Origin of the sequence: Prevotella sp. P4-98 (assembly GCF_002251405.1) — a bacterium.
GTDB lineage: Bacteria > Bacteroidota > Bacteroidia > Bacteroidales > Bacteroidaceae > Prevotella.
In genome coordinates, this window is sequence record NZ_NPJC01000038.1 from 1 (window position 1) to 23,128 (window position 23,128).

General features: G+C 46.3%; 17 protein-coding genes and 2 pseudogenes. 7 read left to right on the forward strand and 12 right to left on the reverse strand.

Annotation, left to right across the window (positions count from 1 at the left end):
• Positions 1-679: pseudogene (locus tag CIK96_RS05850) on the forward strand (transposase); the annotation flags it as partial.
• Between the two features lie 105 nt (positions 680-784).
• Here CIK96_RS05850 and glmM read toward each other — a convergent pair.
• The 10 genes from glmM to CIK96_RS05900 form a co-directional block, all read right to left on the reverse strand.
• A complete protein-coding gene (glmM, locus tag CIK96_RS05855) occupies positions 785-2,200 on the reverse strand; it encodes a phosphoglucosamine mutase (RefSeq protein WP_094440037.1) in 1,416 nt (471 codons plus the stop codon).
• Between the two features lie 25 nt (positions 2,201-2,225).
• A complete protein-coding gene (locus CIK96_RS05860) occupies positions 2,226-2,888 on the reverse strand; it encodes a DUF4827 domain-containing protein (RefSeq protein ID WP_094435096.1) in 663 nt (220 codons plus the stop codon).
• A gap of 70 nt (positions 2,889-2,958) precedes the next feature.
• Complete coding sequence (locus CIK96_RS05865; RefSeq protein WP_094389471.1) at positions 2,959-3,993, reverse strand: bifunctional oligoribonuclease/PAP phosphatase NrnA; 1,035 nt, start codon at positions 3,991-3,993, stop codon at positions 2,959-2,961.
• Positions 3,993-4,934, reverse strand: coding sequence for a nucleotidyltransferase (locus CIK96_RS05870; protein WP_094440038.1), 942 nt, complete (start codon positions 4,932-4,934; stop codon positions 3,993-3,995). The genes CIK96_RS05865 and CIK96_RS05870 overlap by 1 nt, the downstream gene beginning before the upstream one ends.
• A gap of 140 nt (positions 4,935-5,074) precedes the next feature.
• Positions 5,075-6,592 carry a glycoside hydrolase family 10 protein gene (locus CIK96_RS05875; protein ID WP_094440039.1) on the reverse strand — a complete coding sequence of 506 codons (1,518 nt, stop codon included), beginning with the start codon at positions 6,590-6,592 and terminating at the stop codon, positions 5,075-5,077.
• Positions 6,589-9,360 carry a methionine synthase gene (gene metH / locus CIK96_RS05880; RefSeq protein ID WP_094440040.1) on the reverse strand — a complete coding sequence of 924 codons (2,772 nt, stop codon included), beginning with the start codon at positions 9,358-9,360 and terminating at the stop codon, positions 6,589-6,591. The genes CIK96_RS05875 and metH overlap by 4 nt, the downstream gene beginning before the upstream one ends.
• Positions 9,361-9,840 carry an SsrA-binding protein SmpB gene (smpB, locus tag CIK96_RS05885; protein ID WP_094389475.1) on the reverse strand — a complete coding sequence of 160 codons (480 nt, stop codon included), beginning with the start codon at positions 9,838-9,840 and terminating at the stop codon, positions 9,361-9,363.
• Between the two features lie 10 nt (positions 9,841-9,850).
• The gene (locus tag CIK96_RS05890; protein WP_094440041.1) at positions 9,851-10,363 is read right to left on the reverse strand and encodes a DMP19 family protein; all 513 of its coding nucleotides are present in this window, start codon (positions 10,361-10,363) and stop codon (positions 9,851-9,853) included.
• A gap of 34 nt (positions 10,364-10,397) precedes the next feature.
• Positions 10,398-11,282, reverse strand: a complete 885-nt coding sequence (locus CIK96_RS05895; protein WP_094389477.1) for a glycoside hydrolase family 25 protein — start codon at positions 11,280-11,282, stop codon at positions 10,398-10,400.
• 8 nt (positions 11,283-11,290) lie between these two features.
• Positions 11,291-12,937, reverse strand: coding sequence for a diphosphate--fructose-6-phosphate 1-phosphotransferase (locus tag CIK96_RS05900; protein WP_094435086.1), 1,647 nt, complete (start codon positions 12,935-12,937; stop codon positions 11,291-11,293).
• 201 nt (positions 12,938-13,138) lie between these two features.
• On the opposite strand from CIK96_RS05900, the gene CIK96_RS05905 reads away from it, so the two are divergent.
• The 6 genes and pseudogenes from CIK96_RS05905 (at position 13,139) to CIK96_RS05930 (ending at position 19,951) form a co-directional block, all read left to right on the forward strand.
• Positions 13,139-13,408: a hypothetical protein gene (locus tag CIK96_RS05905; protein ID WP_094435084.1), complete on the forward strand. Its 270-nt coding sequence runs from the start codon at positions 13,139-13,141 to the stop codon at positions 13,406-13,408.
• A 9-nt stretch (positions 13,409-13,417) separates the two neighbouring features.
• Positions 13,418-13,971 (forward strand): annotated as a pseudogene (locus CIK96_RS05910) (1-acyl-sn-glycerol-3-phosphate acyltransferase).
• Entirely contained in the window at positions 13,971-16,850 is a 2,880-nt protein-coding gene (locus CIK96_RS05915; protein WP_094440042.1) for a xanthan lyase, read from the forward strand. The pseudogene CIK96_RS05910 and the gene CIK96_RS05915 overlap by 1 nt, the downstream one beginning before the upstream one ends.
• Before the next feature lie 43 nt (positions 16,851-16,893).
• Entirely contained in the window at positions 16,894-17,241 is a 348-nt protein-coding gene (locus CIK96_RS05920) for a hypothetical protein (RefSeq protein ID WP_094440043.1), read from the forward strand.
• Between the two features lie 12 nt (positions 17,242-17,253).
• Positions 17,254-19,221, forward strand: a complete 1,968-nt coding sequence (locus tag CIK96_RS05925) for a YgiQ family radical SAM protein (protein ID WP_094440044.1) — start codon at positions 17,254-17,256, stop codon at positions 19,219-19,221.
• Positions 19,145-19,951 carry a hypothetical protein gene (locus tag CIK96_RS05930; protein WP_094440045.1) on the forward strand — a complete coding sequence of 269 codons (807 nt, stop codon included), beginning with the start codon at positions 19,145-19,147 and terminating at the stop codon, positions 19,949-19,951. Before CIK96_RS05925 ends, CIK96_RS05930 begins: the two co-directional genes overlap by 77 nt.
• Positions 19,952-20,425: 474 nt before the next feature.
• On the opposite strand, the gene CIK96_RS05935 is transcribed toward CIK96_RS05930, so the two are convergent.
• Positions 20,426-21,043, reverse strand: a complete 618-nt coding sequence (locus tag CIK96_RS05935; protein WP_094440075.1) for a trimeric intracellular cation channel family protein — start codon at positions 21,041-21,043, stop codon at positions 20,426-20,428.
• Between the two features lie 2 nt (positions 21,044-21,045).
• A complete protein-coding gene (locus tag CIK96_RS05940) occupies positions 21,046-22,323 on the reverse strand; it encodes a replication-associated recombination protein A (protein ID WP_094389485.1) in 1,278 nt (425 codons plus the stop codon).
• Positions 22,324-23,128: the final 805 nt, after the last annotated feature.

Below are 23,128 nucleotides of genomic sequence, written 5' to 3' on the forward strand. Positions count from 1 at the left end.
TTCCCGAAGAGAAACGCGAGGCAGTGACGGAGATAACACTTGACCTGTCTGACTCCATGCACAAGATTGTACGATCTGCTTTTCCGAAAGCCCAACGTGTCATTGACCGCTTTCACATTCAGAAACTTGCCTGTGATGCCGTACAGGAGATGCGCATCGCACATAGATGGGACGCTATTCAAGCAGACACGGACGCCAGGGAAGAGGCCAAATGTTTGGGTGAAGCATACACTCCAATTGTGCTTGCAAACGGTGACACCCACAAGCAGTTGTTGGCTCGCAGCAGATATTTGCTTTTCAAATCTGCCGACAAATGGACAGAAAGTCAGAGACAAAGAGCTGAGGTGCTCTTTGAAACGTATCCTGATCTTAAAGAAGCATATTCGCTTACGCATATTCATTAAGAATGATATTTTCCAAGAATACCGTCAGAGATGCTGCAAGACTCTCGCTTGCACGCTGGTATAACAAAGTGGACGACTCTGGCTTTAAGAGTTTCAATGTTATTGCCGCCACGCTTTACGAGCATTATGATGAAGTCTTGAACTTCTTTGTCAACAGTGCAACTAATGCTTTTGCAGAGTCATTCAATGCTAAAATTAAGGCGTTTAGAGCTGCTTCAAGGGGAGTAACGGATATAAAGTTCTTTCTTTTCAGACTTACAAAGCTATATGCTTAATCCCCCTGGTTTGTCGGGTGCGCCATTAAATGGGAGGGAACTTGCAAAAATAAATAGGAGAGAAACGATGCTTCTCTCCTACTCTATATTGTTGCATGCTATTGCTTATTGCATATCATATACAACCTGCATGAGCTTCTTGCCGATTTCGTCAGCCTCTTCCATGGTTGGGGCTTCACTATACACCCGGATGATAGGCTCGGTATTGGACTTACGCAGATGTACCCATTTGGTGGGGAAATCAATCTTCACACCGTCGATATCGTTAACATGGGCTGTGGCGTCGGCAGAGAACATCTGCTTCACCTTGACGAGGATGGCGTCAACATCGGTATCAGGAGTGAGGTCGATGCGATTCTTGGCTATCTGATAGTCGGGGAACTGAGCACGCAGTTCGCTAACCTTACAGCCTTTCTGGGCAAGAGAGGTAAGGAAGAGGGCTATGCCTACAAGGGCATCACGACCGTAATGACATTCGGGATAGATGACTCCACCGTTTCCTTCGCCACCAATAACAGCATCTACTTCCTTCATCTTGGTAGTCACGTTTACTTCGCCTACGGCTGATGCGTAATAGGTTCCTCCATGACGCTCTGTGACATCGCGCAGGGCACGAGTGGATGACAGGTTGCTGACGGTATTGCCTTTGGTCTTCGACAGGACGTAGTCTGCCACGCTGACGAGCGTGTATTCTTCGCCAAACATACGACCATCTTCACAGATGAAGGCGAGGCGGTCAACATCGGGGTCAACAACAATACCGAGGTCGTATTTACCGGTTTTCATCTCGTCCATGATGCCTTGAAGGTTTTTCTCCAGGGGTTCGGGGTTATGGGCGAAATCACCTGTAGGTTCGCCATTAAGTATGGTGTATTCCACTCCCAGCTCATCAAGGAGTTTAGGGAGAATGATGCCTCCTACGCTATTGATAGTATCGACACATACTTTGAAGCCAGCCTTTTTGATAGCTTCCTGATCTACGAGGTCAAGTCCAAGTACTTCTTCTATGTGCCAACTGTCGGCTTCGTCGCAATTGATATAATGACCGAGGTAATCTACATCGGCATAATCGAAGCACTCACTTTCTGCCGTTGCCAACACTTCAGCGCCATCTGCAGCGGTAAGAAACTCTCCATTGCTGTTGAGCAATTTGAGGGCGTTCCACTGGCGTGGATTATGTGAGGCGGTAATGATGATACCACCATCGGCACCGAGCATGCTTACAGCCAGTTCTGTGGTAGGTGTAGTGGCGAGACCGATATTGACCACATCGAATCCCATACCGATGAGTGTGCCACAAACCACATTATCGACCATTACTCCCGACATGCGAGCGTCACGTCCTACGACGATGGTTGGACGATGGTTGTTGAAATCGGCTTTAGCACCATTATTGCCCTGCTTTTTGATGAACTGGGCATAAGCCGTTGTGAACTTTACAATGTCAAGAGGATTAAGCGTATCGCCTGTGGGACCTCCTATAGTTCCACGGATACCAGAGATAGACTTGATGAGTGTCATGATGTTGGTTTATATTAGTGTGATTTTAATTGTCTCGTTGATAGGTAATGACGTAAAAGGCAGGATAAACAGACTGACTGGCAGTCTGTGTGCCTTGTGAATGGGGTACGATAAGTTTCACCTTAGCAATCTCGTCACCTTCCTGGAGGGGGCGTCCTACGTTGATATAAAGCAAGGGAACAAGCCATCCGGAGGGTACGGAAGATGTGCCGTGGTAGAGTTGCATCATGCCCGAAACGAAGGATGCCTGGAAGGTGCTTCCATTGCGCTGTACGGTCATCTTATCCACATACTGTGACACGTCGATATACTGACCATTCATATAGATGGTTCCTACTATATCGTTGCGGATGAGCATAGAGTCGGTCAGGATATTTGTTTCAGAGAAGCGACAGAGCACGTTGACGGTTTTTCCACTCTCTACCTGCTGTCCGCAGCCTTTACGGATAATCTGCATATAGACGCCACTCTTGTCGAGCAACACATATTGATTTTTCTTAAGATCAGTGGTTTGTCCTTGTTCTTCAAACTGTTTTTCACTAATGACGTTGATAGCCGAATCGACAAGAAATTTGCTGATAGCCTGTCGTTCCTTCTTTTTCAAGTCGCTATAGGTTTCATAGTCGTTACAAGCTGCAAAGAGCGATACGACCATCGCCAGTAGCATCAGATAGGATGTTTTTTTCATTCTTTGTTGTTACTATTGGGTTTATCGGCACAAAATTACGAATTATTCCGCAATTATTGTCACGTTTAGACTACTTTAACTTGTCTTCGTATGCCAAAAAAGCTCTTTCCACCACTTTCACGGCCTCTTCTATGGTGCAATGCAACTTGCCACCTGAGGCATTGAGGTGTCCTCCCCCGTTGAAAAAGTCGGCAGCCATCAAGTTGCATGGGAAATCATCAACCGAGCGAAGGCTTACCATAACGAGATTGGGTTTCTCAGTATCTTCTCGAAGCGAGATAGAAAGTCGTAATCCTTTAATTTGCAATGGCATATTAACAATTCCCTCCGCATCTCCTTTAATGAAGTTGAAGTTTTTTTGGTCTTCACGCGTGAGGGTGTAATAGGCAGCGTGACGCTTAGCATCAACCACGAGGCGATTGCACAACACATGGCCTACAAGGCGCAGGCGCGACTCGCTGTAATTATGATAGACATTACGATAAATCTTATCCTTATTGATGTGCTTGGTCAGGAGTTGGCTGATGATATAAAATGTCTCAGGCGAGTTGGAGTTGAAAGTAAACCCTCCTGTATCTGTCATCATGCCACAATAGACGGCTGTTGCAAAATGGCGTCCGAGCTGTTCAAACAGTCCCAACTGCCAAGCCACACGGAACACAAGTTCGCTGGCAGATGACATATTGGGATGGGACACGCAGACCTGACACGCTATGCTGGGGTTGAGATGATGGTCTATGAGTACACGGGGTGCAGTACATGCCTCCAGGGCGGCTTCCATATCGTCGGTACGAGACAGAGCGTTGAAATCGAGACAGATTACAAGGTCAGCTATTTTCAACACCATATCGACATAATCGCTTCGCTTATCGTAGCGTACTATCTTTTCGGTATTAGGCAACCATTGCAGATAGTCTGGAAACTGGTCAGGTACCACCATTACGGGTTCCTTGCCCATGCACTTGAGAACTTCTGCCATTCCCAATACCGAACCTATGGCGTCACCATCAGGACTGACATGACAGCATAAAACGATGTTGTTGGCATGATGTATAAGGGAGCGCAGTTTACTGCACTCCCCTTCAGTCATAATGTTATTCAGCATCAAAACAATTTGTTAGGATAGACACCTTCATTTACCAGTTTCTTAATTCTCTTCACGGTATCTTCACGGTCGGCTGCGTAGGTCACTCCAAACCACTTAGAGGTGGTGTCTAGTACCTTAACGGTAGCAGTCTTCTCGTTGATGAGTTTGTTGACCATCAATGGAATGAAAAATTCTGCCTTCAGATTTTCTATGTTCTTCGGATCTGAGAGGAATGCTTTAAACTCATCCTGTGAATAGTTGAAATAGTCGGGAGTGAAGCCCCACATGTTCATTGACACAGGAGTATTGTCTGCTACTTCAATCCATTTACCATTTTCATCCTTATAGCGGATGGCTTCTGTTACTGCACCGGCATTTGAACCATCTTCTGCGCAACGTACAATCTCGGTACGTTCAACAACGGTTGTCAGATGTCCTTCTGCATCGGTAGAGCAGAGGCCGCGTGCTACGGTACCATTCTCGCTCAGGGTGTTTCCTACGCGGAATCCAACCATAGCATACTGGTTTTTAGCACCTTCAGGAAGTTCGCTAAGGAACTTTCCGATGACCATAAAGGCGTCGCGATTATAGAAGTCATCGCAGTTGATGACACAGAATGGTTCTTTGATAACATCCTTACCCATCAGTACGGCATGATTGGTACCCCATGGTTTCTGTCGTCCTTCTGGAACGCTAAAGCCTTCGGGTAATGCGTCAAGTGCCTGGAAGCAGAGTTCGCATGGAACCTTATGTTGATACTTAGCAAGAATCTGTGTACGGAACTGCTCTTCAAAGTCTTTTCTGATTACCCATACGATTTTGCCAAATCCGGCTTGTATGGCATCATAGATACTATAGTCCATAATGGTTTCACCATTAGGTCCCAGTCCGTCAAGTTGTTTGAGTCCGCCGTAACGACTTCCCATTCCGGCAGCCAATAAGAATAATGTAGGTTTCATAATTCTGTTAATTCTGATAGATTATATTTTTCTGCAAAGGTACGAATAAGTGAGCGGAATACAAAAAGAAAACGTGTTTTTCTTTTTTTATTCCCGAACGAAAGTACCTTGGTACAAGCGAAAGAAAGAACCAAAGCGCGTTAGCTCTGAGGTTCTTTCTCTTTCACCGTAACTTTAGCTTTTACGGGACGGCTCTCGTTAGCAAGTCTGTTGAGTGCCGTTACATAATAGACATATCGTCCTGGTTCTCCAACAATCTCATGATGACAATCAGCTGTGATGCAAACGATATGTGAGGCATCATCGAGATTGACCGGTTCGCCTTTTGCAAAGCGATATACCACATAGCGTACAGCCTCATTCTGCCATGCCTTACCCTTGGGTGGTGTCCAGAAAAGCACCTGCTGGTTGGCAATACGTAAAGGTTTGAGTTTACGTACCTTTTTAGGAGCCTTATCACACAGATGGGGCATAAGGGGTTGAAGTGCGGGTTTCTTCCAATACACCTGTCGAAGATTGGTGCCATAGTTGCCAACATTATCTACGGCAGCTTTCGCGTACCATAGCACCGTACCTTGTATTCCAGGCAATTCTGCATGATATTTCATCTTGGCAGGCAACTGATTGCGACTGGGTTGTTCCGGGTCAGGAAACTTCACGGTACGCTCCACATCCTCGCCGATAAATAGCGGACGCGCAGCGGCATGATCATTCCACCATTTCACGAGTTCGGCATAATCAGCCGCAGGATGACCAATCTGCCAATACAGCTGTGGAACTGTATAATCAACCCATCCGTTGTCTATCCATTTGATGACATCGGCATAGAGATCATCATAGTTTTGAAGACCGCGTGTACGGCTTCCTTCTGGGTCGTTCGCTTTATTACGATAGATGCCGAAAGGACTCACTCCAAATTTCACCCATGGCTTGACCCGATGGATCGTTGTGTTGAGTTGCTCTATCAACAGGTCAACCTGATAGCGTCGCCAATCACCACGATTGCTGAAGCCTTGGGGATCAGCCTTATACTGTGCGTCATCAGGAATATCCACTCCTGCCACAGGATAAGGATAGAAATAGTCATCGATATGAAGTCCGTCGATATCGTAACGTTTCACGATGTCCTCAACTACTTTACAGATATAATCACGATTCTCCTGAAGAGCAGGATTCATCACCACTAATCCGTCATAGCGAAAGCTCCATTCTGGATGTTTTGTCACGATATGGTTTGAAGCCAACATGTAAGACGACTTAGTCTTGGCACGATATGGGTTGATCCAGGCATGGAGTTCCATGCCCCGCTTATGACATTCATCAATCATCCATTGCAAAGGATCCCAATAAGGCACAGGTGCTTTTCCCTGTACTCCTGTCAGAAAATGACTCCATGGCTCTATGCTGCTTTCGTAGAGTGCATCACATGCTGGACGAACTTGAAATATAATGGCGTTGGCACCATCTTTCTGCAGTTCATCCAGTTGGTAGGCAAGTGTTTTCTGCATCTGTTGCGTTCCCATGCCTTGAAACTGTCCGTTGACACATTGAATCCATGCGCCACGGAATTCACGTTTTACAGACTGTGCCGACAGTCCTAAAAACATCAGCATACACATGATGCCGAGGAGGATAATGTTTTTTCTCATATTGCTCATTGTGCAGTATCCTTAAAGAAATCTTTTTTCTGACTACGCGCTTCGTCGAGCGAAAGCAGTTGTTGCTGTTGTTGTTGATAATCGTCGCGCAGGTGTTGGTAACGCTCGTCAAGTCCGTTGACGATCTGAGTCTTTTCGGTTTCGCTCATCAAGCGGGCAGCAACGGTTGCGTTTTGCGAAGCATCCTTCATCCACACCACAGGGCCTCCATAGACGGGTGCAATCTTCAATGCCACATGGAGTTCGCTCGTTGTGGCTCCACCTATCATGATCGGGATATGAAGTCCTGCACGTTGCATTTCACGCGCCACGTTGACCATCTCTTCCAGACTGGGTGTTATCAGTCCTGAGAGTCCTATCATATCTACGCCCTCTTCTATGGCTTTCGCCACAATCTGTTCGGCAGGAACCATGACACCCATATCTACAATATCATAACCATTACAAGCCATGACGACCGCTACGATATTCTTACCAATATCATGAACGTCGCCTTTGACCGTAGCTAACAATACTTTTCCTGCCTTACGGTCGCTATCGCCCTTCTGTTGTTCGATATAGGGTTGTAGAATCTGCACAGCCTGTTTCATGGTTCGTGCAGTTTTTACCACCTGTGGCAGAAACATCTTGCCTTGTCCGAAGAGTCGTCCCACCTCATTCATACCCGCCATTAGCGGTCCTTCGATGATCTCTACCGCACGTGCGTACTGTTGCAGTGCTTCTTCCAGATCAGAGGCAAGATAGTCGCCCACACCTTTTATCAACGCCTGTTGCAACCTACTTTCCACATTCCCTTCACGCCATTGTTCTTTGCGTTGGTTTGTTGCGGCATCAGCAGGTGTCTGTGCTTTGAGGGTCTGTTGTTGTTCCAAGAGTTTGTTTGCCAACTGCGTGAGTTCATCGGCAGCTCCTGCATGACGATTAAGAATCACATCCTCAATAACCTTCAGTTCATCGGCAGGAATATCGGAATAGAGCACTTTCGTGGCAGGATTGACAATACCGAAATCCATTCCCCGTTGAATGGCATGATAGAGGAATACCGCATGCATGGCTTCGCGGATGTAATTATTTCCACGGAAGGAGAAAGAGAGATTGCTGACACCCCCGCTCACATGGGCACCAGGAAGGTTTTTCCTGATCCATTCGGCAGCACGGATGAAGTCGAGCGCATAACTGTCATGTTCTTCCATACCTGTTGCCACAGCCAGAATATTAGGGTCGAAGATTATATCGAGTGGATTAAATCCAACACGTTCTGTAAGAATACGATATGACCGCTCTGCAATCTCAATACGTCGCTCAAAACTGGTCGCTTGACCTTGTTCATCGAAGCACATCACCACAACTGCCGCCCCATAGCGTTTGACGTCCTGTGCATGGCGTATAAACACCTCTTCTCCTTCTTTCAGCGAAATGGAGTTGACGATGGATTTACCCTGTACACATTGCAGTCCGGCAGTAATCACCTGCCAATCTGAAGAGTCGATCATCACAGGAACTGCAGCAATATCGGGCTCTGACGCAATGCGATTGAGGAAATTGACCATTTCGCTCTTCGCATCAAGCAGTCCATCGTCCATATTGACGTCAATGACCAAGGCCCCATCCTCCACTTGTTTGCGGGCAATGGCAACAGCCTCATCGTATTGTTTCTCTTTGATGAGTCGCAAGAACTTACGCGATCCTGCCACATTACACCGTTCACCAACGTTGACAAAATGGACCTCTGGAGTCACCTCCAGCAATTCAAGTCCACTCAGTTGCATATAGGGAGACGCTTCAGCCGGACGATGCGGTGTCTTTCCAGCAACAAGCGGGAGGTATTCGGCAATGAAGTGTTCGTCAGTACCGCAGCATCCGCCGATGATATTGACAAGTCCCTCGTCAATCATAGCGCCAATCTTCGGAGCCATGGACTCAGGAGTCTCATCATAGAGTCCCATTGAGTTGGGGAGTCCTGCATTGGGATAGGCACTAATATAATAAGGAGCACGTCGTGCCAGTTGGCGAAGGAATCCTATCATCTGGTCTGCACCGAAAGAGCAGTTGAGACCTACCGAAAAGATAGGGTAACTGCTGATGCTGGCAAGGAAAGCCTCAAGTGTTTGTCCGCTGAGCGTTCGTCCTGCAAGGTCGCTCACGGTAGCGCTAACCATGATAGGCAGTTCGATATTGCGTTGTGTCATTACCGCCATGGCAGCATCTATAGCCACTTTAGCGTTCAGCGTATCAAATACCGTTTCGATGAGAATAGCATCCACCCCACCCTCAACAAGTGCGTCCATCTGCTCTACGTAGGCATCATAGAGTTGGGGGTAAGTCAATTCGCGGGCGGCAGGATTACTGACATCGGGAGACATTGAGCAGGTTTTATTGGTAGGTCCCACACTACCAGCCACGAATCGTGGTTTATCGGGTGTGGAAAATTCGTCTGCCATACGTCGGGCGATACGAGCACCGGCAAGGGCCATTTCGTGACAACGGTCTTCCATGTGGTAGTCCGCCTGCGAAATACGTTGTGCATTGAAAGTATTTGTCGTGATGATATCAGCCCCTGCAATAAGATATTTTTTGTGAATATCCTCTATCACATCAGGACGTGTCAGACAGAGGATATCGTTATTCCCACGCATCTGTCCACGTTGGTTGGTATAGATATTTCCACGAAAGTCCTGTTCAGTAAGTTCATACTTCTGAATCATCGTTCCCATAGCTCCATCAAGCACAAGGATGCGTTGTTTGGCAATTTCTTTGAGTGTTGTCATTTAGTAGTGTTTCATTGCACGGTCCATTTCCCTGCGGTCTTCTTTCTCTTTGAGGGTCTGACGCTTGTCAAACTCCTTTTTACCCTTACAGAGTGCAATATCCATCTTAGCGCGTCCGTGTTCATCAATAAACACGAGAAGCGGCACGATAGTATAACCCGTCTGTTTGGTGGCAGACTGCAATTTCTGTATCTCACGTTTGGTAAGCAGGAGTTTGCGGTCTCGTTTCATCTCATGGTTGTTGTATGAACCATAGAAATAGGGTGACACATTCATGCCCTTGACCCATATTTCTCCATTATGTATAAAGCAATAGGTATCTACCAGACTCGCTTTACCAAGTCTGATAGACTTTATTTCTGTACCTGTCAGTACGATTCCTGCGGTATATGTTTCAATAAAGAAGTATTCGAACGAAGCCTTCTTGTTTCTTATCTGCACAGGACTTTTCTTACGTATTTTCTCGTCGTCCTTATTCATAGCAATCTTCTCATTCGTTTGTCACAACGACAAAATGATCGATGTGTTGGTCTATATATGTTGCAATTTGTGAGGTCCACTCTTCTTCCTTTTCTACAAAAGTATCGTCAAGGTCATCAAACTCCGGCATTTGCTCAAAAAGTGCCATAAACTCCTCTTCACTGCACTCCCGCTCAATGGTAACATGATATTTCTCATAGAGCGTATGTGCATCATATATGAGTTTGGAGAGGTCACGAAGTCCCCACTGTTTGATGGCCTTGGCAAATGGATTTATGAAGATAAAAGGTCCGTAACCATTGTGGATGAGCTGTACAAAACCACCGTCCATTACCTCTTCATGGAGTGCATTCCACGCCAACAGGGTTATTTGGTCTGCATTGAGCATGCCCATATTATCTGCTGTAAGCTGTCCTCCTATGGCTTGGTGTATGGCGTTGACGAAAGCATCGACGAAGGCATCCATACCTTCTTCGGCAGCCTGTCTCAGCGTCAGGTCTTGTATTTTAACTTCGTTTGACATAGATATTTTGTTTGATGTATAGTTATGGATTATATCAGTTATCTTGATAGGCCTCTTCTCCTATCTGCTCACGTGCACCGATAGTGAGTTTGCGTAAGTCGTAATAAGAACCGTTGTAGATATTGAAATCAACATCCCCTTTGATGCCCGGCAAACGTCCCACATCGGTATGTTGCCAGAACTTCCAGTTACCTTGATACTCCACCTTGTCCACATAATAGTGAGCAATCCAATAGGGATATTGGTCGAAGACGGGGTCGCTGAGGTAACGCATCTTAAATTTATAATAAGTATAGATGATGGGCTTCACACCATATTGGTGTTCTACCAGCTGCAACCAGAGTAGAATGCTCTCCTTAAACTCTTGGTCGGTTTGAGTGTTTGGTTTCTTCTCTACGTCTAATACCGGTGGCAAATCGCCATTCTCCAGTTTCACTTCGCTGATAAAATGCTCGGCTTGGTCTTTTGCCGATGACCGAACACTATAGAAATGATAGGCGCCTCGTGTAAAGCCGTGTTCTCGAGCCTGTTCGAAATTATCATGAAAGTTTTCGTCTATCAGACTGGCACCTTCTGTGGCTTTGATCATAACGAACCGGATGGGGTATTTATCTATCATTCCATTGTCACGAAGTTCGTCCCAGTCAATCTCTCCCTGATGATGAGAGATGTCGATACCGTGAATTTCATAACCTTCAGGGTAATTGACGTCACCATAGAGTGCACGCCATCGGAAGCCGAAGGGTCCAACAAAGATATAGTAGAAAAACCAAATATACGCCGCTACAAGTAAGAATCCGCCTAACCACCAGGACCATCCTGGAAGACGACGTAACAAACGCACAAAGAGCCCTGGCCGCTTGCGGCGGACAGGACTCGATATGCGTCTTTTATGTTGCTTTCTACGTGAAGTCGGCATAAATCAGATTAAGCCTGCTCCAAAGCCAGTGTTCTGGTTGTCTGATCACATACTTCTGATGGACCCCAGTACTGGATTGGGCCGGGATAAACATAAGCAGTCTCTTTAGCCCACTGCGCTCTATGAGCGGCAAAGAACTTGAATGGTGCACCATCAAGCTCTACAAGAGCCTTGCGGATAACGGGCTTGTTCTTACCATTACGACGCTCAATGTTCATCATCATAGTGATGGGCACACCACCGGCAATCCATTGTTCTGCAGGTGCTGTTGTGTTCTTGATGATTGACATATAACCAGTCTTGCCATTAGCAATCAGGCGTGAAGCGTTGAAACCGAGTGAATAGCAATAGTCTGCATCATAGTTTGATGGAGCAGCGCAACGGCCTTCGTAACCAAAGAAGTGATGCTGTGCAGCAAACTTACCATTGTACTTACCCTCTTTCGCCCAAAGATCAAGTTTAGCCTCAACCATGCAAGAGAGGAGCTTCTCTGTCTCGATCAATGACACCTGAACGTTTCCATGAGGGTCGCGGTCGAGACAAAGCTGACGAGCCACGTCTGCAGGAAGTGATTCGAGTACTGCGAGGTTGTCCTTGGCAATAGCGTTCTTTACGAAAGAAATCTGTTCTTCTGCATTAGCAAATACGCGAGGCTCACCTGTTGCAGGATCAGTCAGTACTTCGTTCAGTTCGGCAATCAGTTTCTTGATAGCAGGAATGAACTCGATAAGTCCTTCTGGAATAAGTACGGTACCGAAGTTATTACCTTCGTTGGCACGGACTACCACTGCATTTGCGATGTAGGTTACAACATCGTCAAGTGACATTTCCTTAGCCTCTACCTCTTCTGAAATCAGACAGAGATTTGGCTGGGTCTGAAGTGCACATTCCAAAGCGATGTGTGAAGCAGAACGACCCATCAGTTTGATGAAGTGCCAATATTTGCGGGCTGAGTTACAGTCACGCTCAATATTACCAATGAGTTCACTATAGGTCTTACAAGCGGTATCAAAACCAAACGAGGTCTCAATCTGAGCGTTCTTCAAGTCACCGTCAATAGTCTTAGGACAACCAATTACCTGTACGCCGTATTTCTTTGCAGCATAATACTCTGCAAGAACACAGGCATTTGTATTAGAGTCGTCACCGCCAATGATAACCAAAGCCTTGATGCCAAGCTCACGAAGGATTTCAATACCCTTCTCGAACTGATCTTCCTTTTCCAATTTGGTACGTCCAGAACCGATAATATCGAAACCACCGGTATTACGGTAGTTGTCCATGATCTCGGCTGTTATTTCCATATAATTATGGTCAACCAAACCGCCAGGACCAAGAATAAATCCATACAGTTTATTTGCTGGGTTAAGAGACTTAACACCGTCAAAAAGACCAGAAATAACATTGTGTCCGCCAGGAGCCTGACCACCAGAAAGGATAACACCTACGTTAAATGCAGGCAGCTGTGTGGCTTCACCTGGTTCAAAGGTAATTACAGGCATTCCATAAGTGTTAGGGAACAATGCCTTGATCTCATCCTGATTTCCTACTGATTGTGTTGGTTCACCCTCTACAGCTTTTACAGCTCCCTGAAGAGCCTTGGGTAATTTGGGCTGATAAGCAGCTCTTGCAATTTGCAATGCACTTTTTTCCATAAGTTGATTTTATTTACTTTTTGAATAATGAACTCTTTTTTGGGTTACAAAAGTAGTCATTTTCTTCAAAAAATAAGAATTAAAATGGCAAAAAACACATTTTTAATATTTTTTTAAACGATAAAGATTGTAAATTAGAATATTATCTGTATCTTTGAACAAAAATTAAAATAAATCACAAAAAAACAAAGGAGGAATATTATGGCAAACAAAAGAGCACTAAAAAAGAACGTCAATCTGATCTGTGATGAACTTTACATCGATTTTATTGCCGCTTCACTTTATGGCAATACCCATGACGATAAAATTTTAGCAAATATTCTAGAGACAATAGACAAGATGCAAAGCAATACGCTCAGCCGCATTTCTCATCCGGAACCAGGCATGAGCAAAGGCAAATATTTCAAAGACCTCAAAATACAATTCAAGACTTCTGTCCTTGAAATAGCAGATCAAATCAGCAATCTCTAAATAATGAATATGTGGAAATCATTCTGTAACTGGCTGTTATATAAACGTATGGGGTGGACTGTAGATGTCACAGAACCCCACCCCGACAAATACATCATTTGCTTAGCTCCACACACCAGCAACTGGGACTTTCTTATTGGACAACTGTATGCTGGAGCAAATAGCATCAGCAGTAACTTTCTCATGAAGAAAGAATGGTTCTTCTGGCCTCTGGGACCTATTTTCCGACGTATGGGAGGCATCCTGTGTGGCGTTCAAAACACACAAGCATGACCGATAACTTGGCAGAATATGCCAAGCAGTCAAAATGTTTTCATCTCACCATTACACCAGAGGGAACACGATCGCCCAATCCAGAGTGGAAGAAAGGCTTTTATTATATTGCTTTGAAAGCAGGAATACCTATTCTGCTTTATGGAGTAGATTACAAGAAACGACGCATCCAGTGCACCAAGACCATTATTCCTAATGGCAATATTGACGACCAGATGCATGAAATAAAAATATATTTCAAAGATTTCCAAGGTAAGAAACCTGAGAATTTCTGTTTAGGAGACATCTGATGAAAAAACTGACGCTGATACTATTGCTGGTTTGTATGCTGCCAAAAGGGACATATGGACAGACTACAGACGATGCACTATTACGTAATCGCTTAGAATCATATTTTTCTCACTACAAACCCATTGGCGCGCAGTTCTTACGGCGCGCCCATCTGTCTGCATGCGAAATTGATACTACTGAGAGAAACATCACGATACTGGCCAATGAGACGTTTGCCGAACAGGCATTCACGCCGCAGTCGGTAGAACGTATCGAACAGGAAGTACGAAAACTGTTGGTTGGACAGTATGCGGACTACAGTTTCTCGATACTTACCCACAACAGAGATATTCACGAACTCATCCCCAACCGACTACGCGAAAAACCGGATAAGAAACGCCAATGGAACAATATCGACTACCATGGAGCACCATGGGTCAGAAACGTTTCCTCACCTATTAGTATCCGACATGGTCTGGATGGACGTCATGTGGCATTATGGGCAAGCCATGGCTATTATTACAACATTGCCAAAGAAGAATGGGAATGGCAACGTCCACGCCTTTTCGCCACAAGCGAGGACTTATATACGCAAACCATCGTAGTGCCCTACCTCATTCCTATGTTGGAAAATGCAGGAGCCATTGTGTTTACCCCGCGCGAAAGAGTATGGCAGAAAGAAGAAATCATCGTGGATAACGACGGTTCGAAGCGCAACTATATCGAAGCGACTGCCAGCAACAAATGGAAAAACACCCCCAACAGCGGATTTGCTTTCCACCAGGGGCCTTATGTAGATGGGGAGAATCCCTTTCAGGCGGGTACAGCACGCATGGTGAAGACGACGGGCAGCAAAACCCGCTATTCCCTTGTCAGTTATCAGCCCGAATTTCCCCGTACTGGAAAATATGCCGTTTATGTCAGCTATCAAACATTACCCAACAGTATTGACGATGCTCACTATACCGTATGGCACCGAGGAGAAAGAACTGAATTTCGTATCAACCAACGCATGGGCGGAGGAACATGGGTCTATCTCGGAACATTCGAATTTGACAAAGGGTATAGTGAATTCAACCGGATAACCCTCACCAACCACAGCAGCAAGAACGGCGTGATTACAACCGATGCTGTCAGGTTTGGCGGAGGAATGGGCAATATTCAACGGGGAGATCGGGTCAGCGGAATGCCTCGGGCTTTGGAAGGCGCACGCTATTATGCCCAATGGGCAGGAATGCCATACAGCGTCTATAGTTCAAAAAACGGACAGGATGACTATGGCGACGATATCAACGCCAGATCCAACATGGTCAACTATCTGGGGGGCGGTTCACCATTCATGCCCGATAGTGCCGGACTCCATGTACCCATAGAACTCTCATTGGCTGTCCATTCCGATGCAGGACTCCGTCGCGACGGACGAAGTCTGATAGGCACACTATCAATCTGTACTACCGATTTCAACGAAGGACTGCTGGGAAGCAAAGTGTCCCGACTGGCTTCGCGTGATTATGCCGATGCCCTTTTGGATGGTATTGTTACTGACATGCGGTATAAGTATGGAAAATGGAACCGTCGTGAAATATACGACCGCAACTACTCTGAAACCCGTCAACCCGAAGTGCCGAGTGCTATCATCGAAACGCTCTCTCACCAGAATTTTGCGGATATGCGCTATGCCCTCGACCCCAATTTCCGCTTCACGCTGGCACGTTCACTCTACAAGACTACGTTGCGCTTCATGAGTGAAATGCACAATAAAGAATATGTCGTCACCCCATTGGCTCCTACCAATTTCCGCATCAGCCTTGACAACAAAGGTATGGCGCGTCTGGAATGGGACGGTGTGGATGATCCACAGGAGAAGACAGCCTCGCCCTCTGGATACATTATATATAAAGGTATAGAAGGCATGGATTTCGACAATGGTACCGTGGTCCGCAGCAGAAACAATTACGAGGTCCGACTGGAACCCGGATTGCTTTACCACTTCAAAGTGGCTGCCTTCAACGATGGCGGCAAGAGTTTCACAACAGAGACTCTTTCAGCTGTCTATCAGCCTGAAGCAAAGGGAAACATTCTCATCATCAACGGATTCAACCGACTGTCTTCACCTGCCGTGAGATTCTCTGACACCGAACAGGGTTTCGACCTGGACGAAGACCCTGGAGTAACAAGAGGTTGCATGCCTGGATGGATGGGACGCCAGTTGAATTTCGACAATAACAGCAGGAGCTTTGGCGACAGCGGAGACGAGATGGCTGGGACTTTCTTGGCTGGTAACGACTTCAACTATGTTTCAACTCATGCCAAGGCGATTGTTGCGGCAGGAAAATACAATATCGTCAGCGCTTCGGTAAAAGCCGTGGAAAGCAAACAGTTGCCGTTGGAGCAATTCGACATGATAGACCTGCTATTAGGACTGGAGCGTGACGATGCACACAGTTTGGTATATTATAAAACCATGAAGCCCGCCCTGCAACATCTGTTGCGCCAGTACGCCAACCAGGGCGGTTCTCTACTGGTGAGCGGCGCCTACGTCGGTTCTGATATGAAATCAGACGAAGACAAGAACATGCTCGCAGAGGTATTGAAATGTCAAAGTGCCTCGCCTTACAAGGCTGCCAACGACAGCATCACGGGCATGGGAACCACCTTCGATTTTTACCATCAGATGAACGAAGAGCATTATGCGGCAACGGCAGCAGACGTGATAAACCCCGTAGGGAAATCCTTTGCCGCCATGCGCTATGCAGACGGTCAAACGGCAGCTGTTGCCTATCAAGGCAACGACTATCGCGCCTTGACCATGGGATTCCCCTTCGAATGCATCAAAAGCGATAAAAAGCGCAATACACTCATGCGTGGCATGATCAATTTCCTGATCAACAGACAGTAATAACTCAAAACAAAACAATATTAACTCAAAAAATCAACAATCTATGTACAGAATCCAGAGCAACCCCACAGGAACCCGCAGTATAGAAGTCAGCGGGCAACACCTTGCAACAATCGAGAAGTATCAACTCTTCCGCGATCTTATTGACTCCAATGGGTATATTGACGAACAGGTCTTAGACAAACTCAAACTCAACATTCGCGCCCTGCTCGAATCTGAAGCCACAGCAGACAAGGCACTTCTTGACCTTTGCCTCGACGTCATCTACCATCATAACATGAAAGCTTTCGGCTTGCAACAGCTCATTCTGCTGTTCATCAACTGGAAGAACCAAAACGAAGATCCTATCGGAGTGGACGCTGACGTCATACAGGGCACTCCCCTCAACTAAAATACATATACATTGGCAAACAGCAAATATCAACTGACAGACTTTCTTCCTACTACGAAGAAAGAAATAGAACTACGCGGCTGGACAGAACTCGACGTTATTCTGTTCAGCGGAGACGCTTATGTAGATCACCCGTCGTTTGGCGCAGCAGTCATCGGACGCATACTGGAAGCCGCCGGCTATAAAGTGGCTATCGTACCACAGCCCGACTGGCATGGTGACTATCGTGACTTTAAGAAACTGGGACGACCACGCCTGTTTTTCGGCATCTCACCGGGATGTATGGATTCCATGGTCAATAAATATACAGCCAACAGACGGTTGCGTTCCGAAGATGCATACACCCCTGACGGGCGACATGATATGCGTCCTGAATATCCAACGGTGGTCTATAGTAATATTCTCCGTCAGCTCTACCCCGATGTCCCTATCGTACTTGGAGGCATCGAGGCTTCTTTGCGACGCCTCACTCACTACGACTATTGGCAAGACCGATTAAGGCCGTGCCTGCTTTGTGACGCACCGGCTGATATCATCTCATACGGTATGGGAGAGAAAACCATTCTTGAAATTGCCCGTTGCTTAAACGATGGACTGCCCCTATCTTCGCTTCACGAATTGCCCCAGGTCGTCTATCTTGCCCGTCGCAACGAAATTGTCGATGGCATCAGCGATCATGATATCGTGCTCCATAGCCACGAAGACTGTCTTAGAGACAAGCGGAAACAAGCCGAGAATTTCCGGCACATCGAAGAACAGTCGAATATGATGCACGCCCAACGCCTCATTCAAGCCGTCGGCGACAAATATGCTGTTGTCAATCCGCCCTATCCGCCCATGACAACCGAAGAACTGGATGCCTCGTTTGATCTGCCCTACACGCGCCAACCGCATCCGAAATACAAAGACAAGCGGATTCCGGCGTATGAGATGATCAAATACTCCGTCAACATCCATCGAGGATGCTTCGGAGGATGCGCTTTCTGCACCATCTCTGCCCATCAGGGAAAATTCATTGCCTGTCGCTCCAAACAGAGCATCTTGCGCGAGGTTAAACAGGTCATGGGGATGCCTGGCTTCAAGGGTTACATCTCAGACCTTGGCGGACCTTCTGCCAATATGTATGGCATGCGAGGACGCAATCTGAATGCGTGCGAGAAGTGCAAACGACCCAGTTGCATCCACCCGCAGATTTGTCCCAATCTCAATACCGACCATACTGCCCTGCTGGATATCTACCGTAGCGTCGATGCTATTCCCGGCATCAAGAAGAGTTTCATCGGCAGCGGTGTGCGCTACGACCTCATTCTGCATCATAGCAAAGACGAAGAAAGCAACAAGGCTGCCATGGAGTATGCCCGCGAACTCATCACCAAACATGTCAGCGGACGACTGAAGGTGGCTCCAGAACACACCAGCGACAACGTATTGCAGCTGATGCGCAAACCGCCATTCAGACAGTTTGACGATTTCAAGCACATCTTCGACCGCATCAATCGCGAGGCACACCTCAACCAACAGATCATCCCCTATTTCATCTCCAGCCATCCAGGCTGCAGAGAAGAGGACATGGCGCAACTGGCTGTGCTCACCAAACGCCTCGATTTCCAGTTGGAGCAAGTGCAAGACTTCACACCCACCCCCATGACCGTTTCTACCGAGACATGGTACACAGGCTACGACCCTTACACCCTCCAGGAGGTGTATAGTGCCCATAGCCAGAAGGAGAAACTTGCCCAACGCCAATATTTCTTCTGGTACAAACCAGAGGAACGCAAATCCATAGAACAGAGTCTGCGACGCATCGGGCGTTCCGATCTGATTAGAGAACTATGCCCAGGGTCTGGCGGAAACACATACCGCCAACAGCCGACAGGAATGCCTCACTATAAGAAATACAACAATGAAAATCATCGAACAGAAAATACAGGGAAAGGATCCGGAAAAGAAATGCGAGGACGGAATCGTCGTAACAGATGATTTCATCGCAGTCATTGATGGGTCAACAGCCAAGACCAACTACCGGCACAGCCGGTTTCGTTCCAACGGGCGACAGGCCATGCGGTTGACCGGCAAATACATCAAGAAAATGCCCAAGGGAATTGATTGCCATCAGTTTCTGATAGGGGTGACCAACTATATCCGTAGAGAGTATAAGAAATCGGAAACAGAACACCTCCTCCTGCATCCGGAAGATCGCCTCACCTGTTCTGCCATCATCTATAGTCGCCTTCAACGGCAATTATGGCTGGTGGGCGACTGCCAATGCTTGATAGACGGCGAACTGATAGACAATCCGAAACCCGAAGAGGCTGTTCATGCCGCCAAACGGTCTGAATATGCCAAAAAGCTGTTGAGTCAGGGCACTACCGTAGATCAACTGCTCACCAAGGACGCCAGTCGCGAATATATTATGGCTGATATGGTGGAGAGCATGAAACAACAGAACGTCAGTTATGCCGTGATAGACGGTTTTCGCATTGCCGAACAGTTTGTGAAGGTCATCACCCTCGATTTCCAACCTCACCATATCGTCATGGCAAGCGATGGCTACCCCTTCCTGCGTGAGACACTCGACGAGAGCGAACGGCTGCTCCGTCAACAGCAGGAGAACGACCCACTCAATATCGACACGTTCTTAGCCTGCAAGGCATTCCTCAACGGCCAGGATTCATTCGACGACAGGAGTTACATCCGCTTCGAAATCTGATTCCATCGTTCCAGAAACAATGGCAGGCTAATCATCAGAAATCCACGGAGTGTTTAGGTTAGAGGTTAAAGGTTAGAGGTTAAAGGTTATAGGTTAGAGGTTAAAGGTTAGAGGTTAAAGGTTAGAGGTTAAAGGTTAAAGGTTAAAGGTTAAAGGTTAAAGGTTAAAGGTTAAAGGTTAAAGGTTAGAGATTCTATTTGAAGATTATTTTTAAGATTTTAGTTAAGATTTCGAGCATCTCCGATGCGATCCATAACAAAACCTTTCCCAAAAGCGAGGTATTCGAGCGCATTTTCAATCGAGATTTTCGTTAATGATTTTGTTTCCGTCTAATTCCGTCTAAATTCCGATGATATATTTCTTGCCGTAGGCAACTAAAAAAATCCACGGACCACACGGAGAACACAGAGAAAGATTTTCGTAGGATGATAAAGACCACTCCCTCAGACCTCAGACCTCAGACCTCAGACCTCATCATTCGTTTTTCAGCTTGGGTAGTGATAAATGATACTTCACCGCCATGAAACGTATCAGACAGGTTGTGGCAAACGAGACGATGACAGTCACCTCAATAGGAACATTCAAGACCACCAGTCCCCAATACGCAAGACCGCCGGCAACGGCAGCAATGGCATAGATCTCCTTGCGGAAAATCACAGGTTCGTTGTTGAGAAGCACATCACGGATCACTCCTCCAGCCGCCCCTGTAATACATCCCATGATGATGGCGACCCAAAACGGCTGTCCAAAGACGATAGACTTCTGAATACCGGCAATATTAAAGAGAGCCAGACCCAGTGTGTCAAAAGCAAACCATGCGTTGCTCAACCTTTTAAGGTGTCGGGCAAAGACAATCACAAACAATAACGCCATTGCCGTACATTCCATATAAATAGGATTGGTCATCCAGAAAGGAGTAGTTCCCAACATCACGTCACGTATCGTACCGCCGCCGATAGCCACCGCAATTCCGCAAACGTAGCCGCCAAACCAGTCAAATCTTTTGGATGCAGCATGCCGAATACCAGATATCGCAAAGGCAAATGTTCCGAGAAACTCAATAATCTGCTGCACCAGGATATCATATTCCATATTCATTGTTTATACCTTTCCCCCCAATAGTTAACCATTCTTTCATAGAGTTTTTCTTCTGCCGGCGAGTGTTGCCCATGCCATATCCGTTCGTCAACAAGAGCATCAGGCATATATTGCTGTGGTGTGAAATGACCGGGATAGTCATGCGGGTAGAGATAACCGTCATGATAGCCCAACTGCTTCATGAGTTGCGTAGGCGCATTGCGAATAGGAAGCGGAACAGGCTGGTTGCCAGTCCGTCTGACAAGTTCCAAGGCAGCATCAATACCCAGATAGGCAGAGTTGCTTTTCGGACTCGTTGCCAGATACACAGTAGCTTCTGCAAGCGGAATGCGCCCTTCGGGCCATCCAATCTTCTGCACCGCATCAAAGGCTGCATTAGCCAGCAATAACGCATTAGGATTGGCCAATCCGATATCTTCTGAAGCTGAAATCACCAAACGGCGTGCTATGAATTTAGGATCTTCCCCACCCTCTATCATCCTCGCCAACCAATAGAGTGCCGCATCGGGATCAGACCCACGGATACTCTTGATGAAAGCAGAGATAATATCGTAGTGCATCTCACCATCCTTGTCGTAAGCCAGCGGATTCTGTTGCAAGCGCTCAGCCACCATTTTGTCGTCAATAACAATAGGCTTACTCTTGTCCGATGCTTCTATCACCAGTTCCAAGATATTGAGAAGCTTACGCGCATCGCCACCGCTGAACCGCAACAAGGCATCCGTCTCTTGCAGCGTAATATCCATCTCTTTCAGATAGACATCCTTCGTGATGGCCCTGTCGAGCAACTGCAACAAATCATCTTTTTCCAATGATTTCAGCACATAGAGTTGACAGCGGGAAAGTAGAGGTCGTATCACTTCAAACGAAGGATTTTCGGTAGTAGCACCAATAAGCGTCACCACACCTTTCTCGACAGCCCCCAACAGAGAATCCTGTTGCGACTTAGAGAAGCGATGAATCTCGTCGATAAACAATATCGGTGATGCCTCGTTGAAGAAGCGCCCTTTCTGTGCACGTTCTATCACATCCCTTACATCCTTTACCCCACTCGTCACGGCAGAGAGCGTATAGAATGGAGTTTCAAGCCGATGTGCTATGATCTGCGCCAAGGTAGTCTTGCCGACTCCCGGTGGTCCCCACAATATAAACGAGGAAATCCGCCCAGCGTCTATCATCTTGCGCAAGACAGCCCCTTGTCCAACAAGGTGCTGCTGTCCTATATAGTCATCGAGCGTCCTTGGACGCAAGCGTTCTGCCAATGGTTCTGCCATAGATTCTTATCAATTTTGATACAAAGGTACTCTTTTTTTTTATAATACCATCGTTTTCTGTAAGTCAAATGAGCACAACCGAATTTTATTCGGATTTTGCCATGACGAGAAAACGAAGAACGAAGTTCATGGTTTTCGTTAAGTCAAATGAGCACAACCGAATTTTATTCGGATTTTGCCATGACGAGAAAACGAAGAACGAAGTTCATGGTTTTCCAAAAGATTTTTTTTCAAGACTCTTTATCATCATCGGATCCTAACGGAACTTAAACAGATTTCTTGCGAAGCAACCCCCATAAGAATCCACGGAACACACGGAGAACACGGAAAGATTATAGTTAAAGATTCTTGTAAAGATTATAGTTAAGATGTCGAGCCGTAGGCGATCCATAATAAAATTCCTCCCAGAAGCGAGGAACTCGAGCGCATTTTCAGTTGAGATTTATATTAAAGATTTTACAAGGGAGATAATCTGCGAATCCCTAAAATATTTCTTGCGAAGCAACATCTTAAAAAAGATTTCCTCCAAAGATTTCTTGCGAAGCAACTAAAAAACATTCCGTATAAATTCCGTATAAATTCCGATGATCCGATGATTGATTTCTGGCCAAAGGCCATATTTTCTCTAAGATTTCCTCCAAAGATTTCTAGCCTTCAGGCTACCCCAAAAAATACCGTTTCCCAAAACTGTTATCTGTTATCTGTTATTTGTAACGCAAAAAATTCATTTTGGGAAACTGTCAACTGTCAAACTGTAACGTCTGGTGTGAATTAGCGTTGTCCAAGAAACAGGAACCAGTCCTCG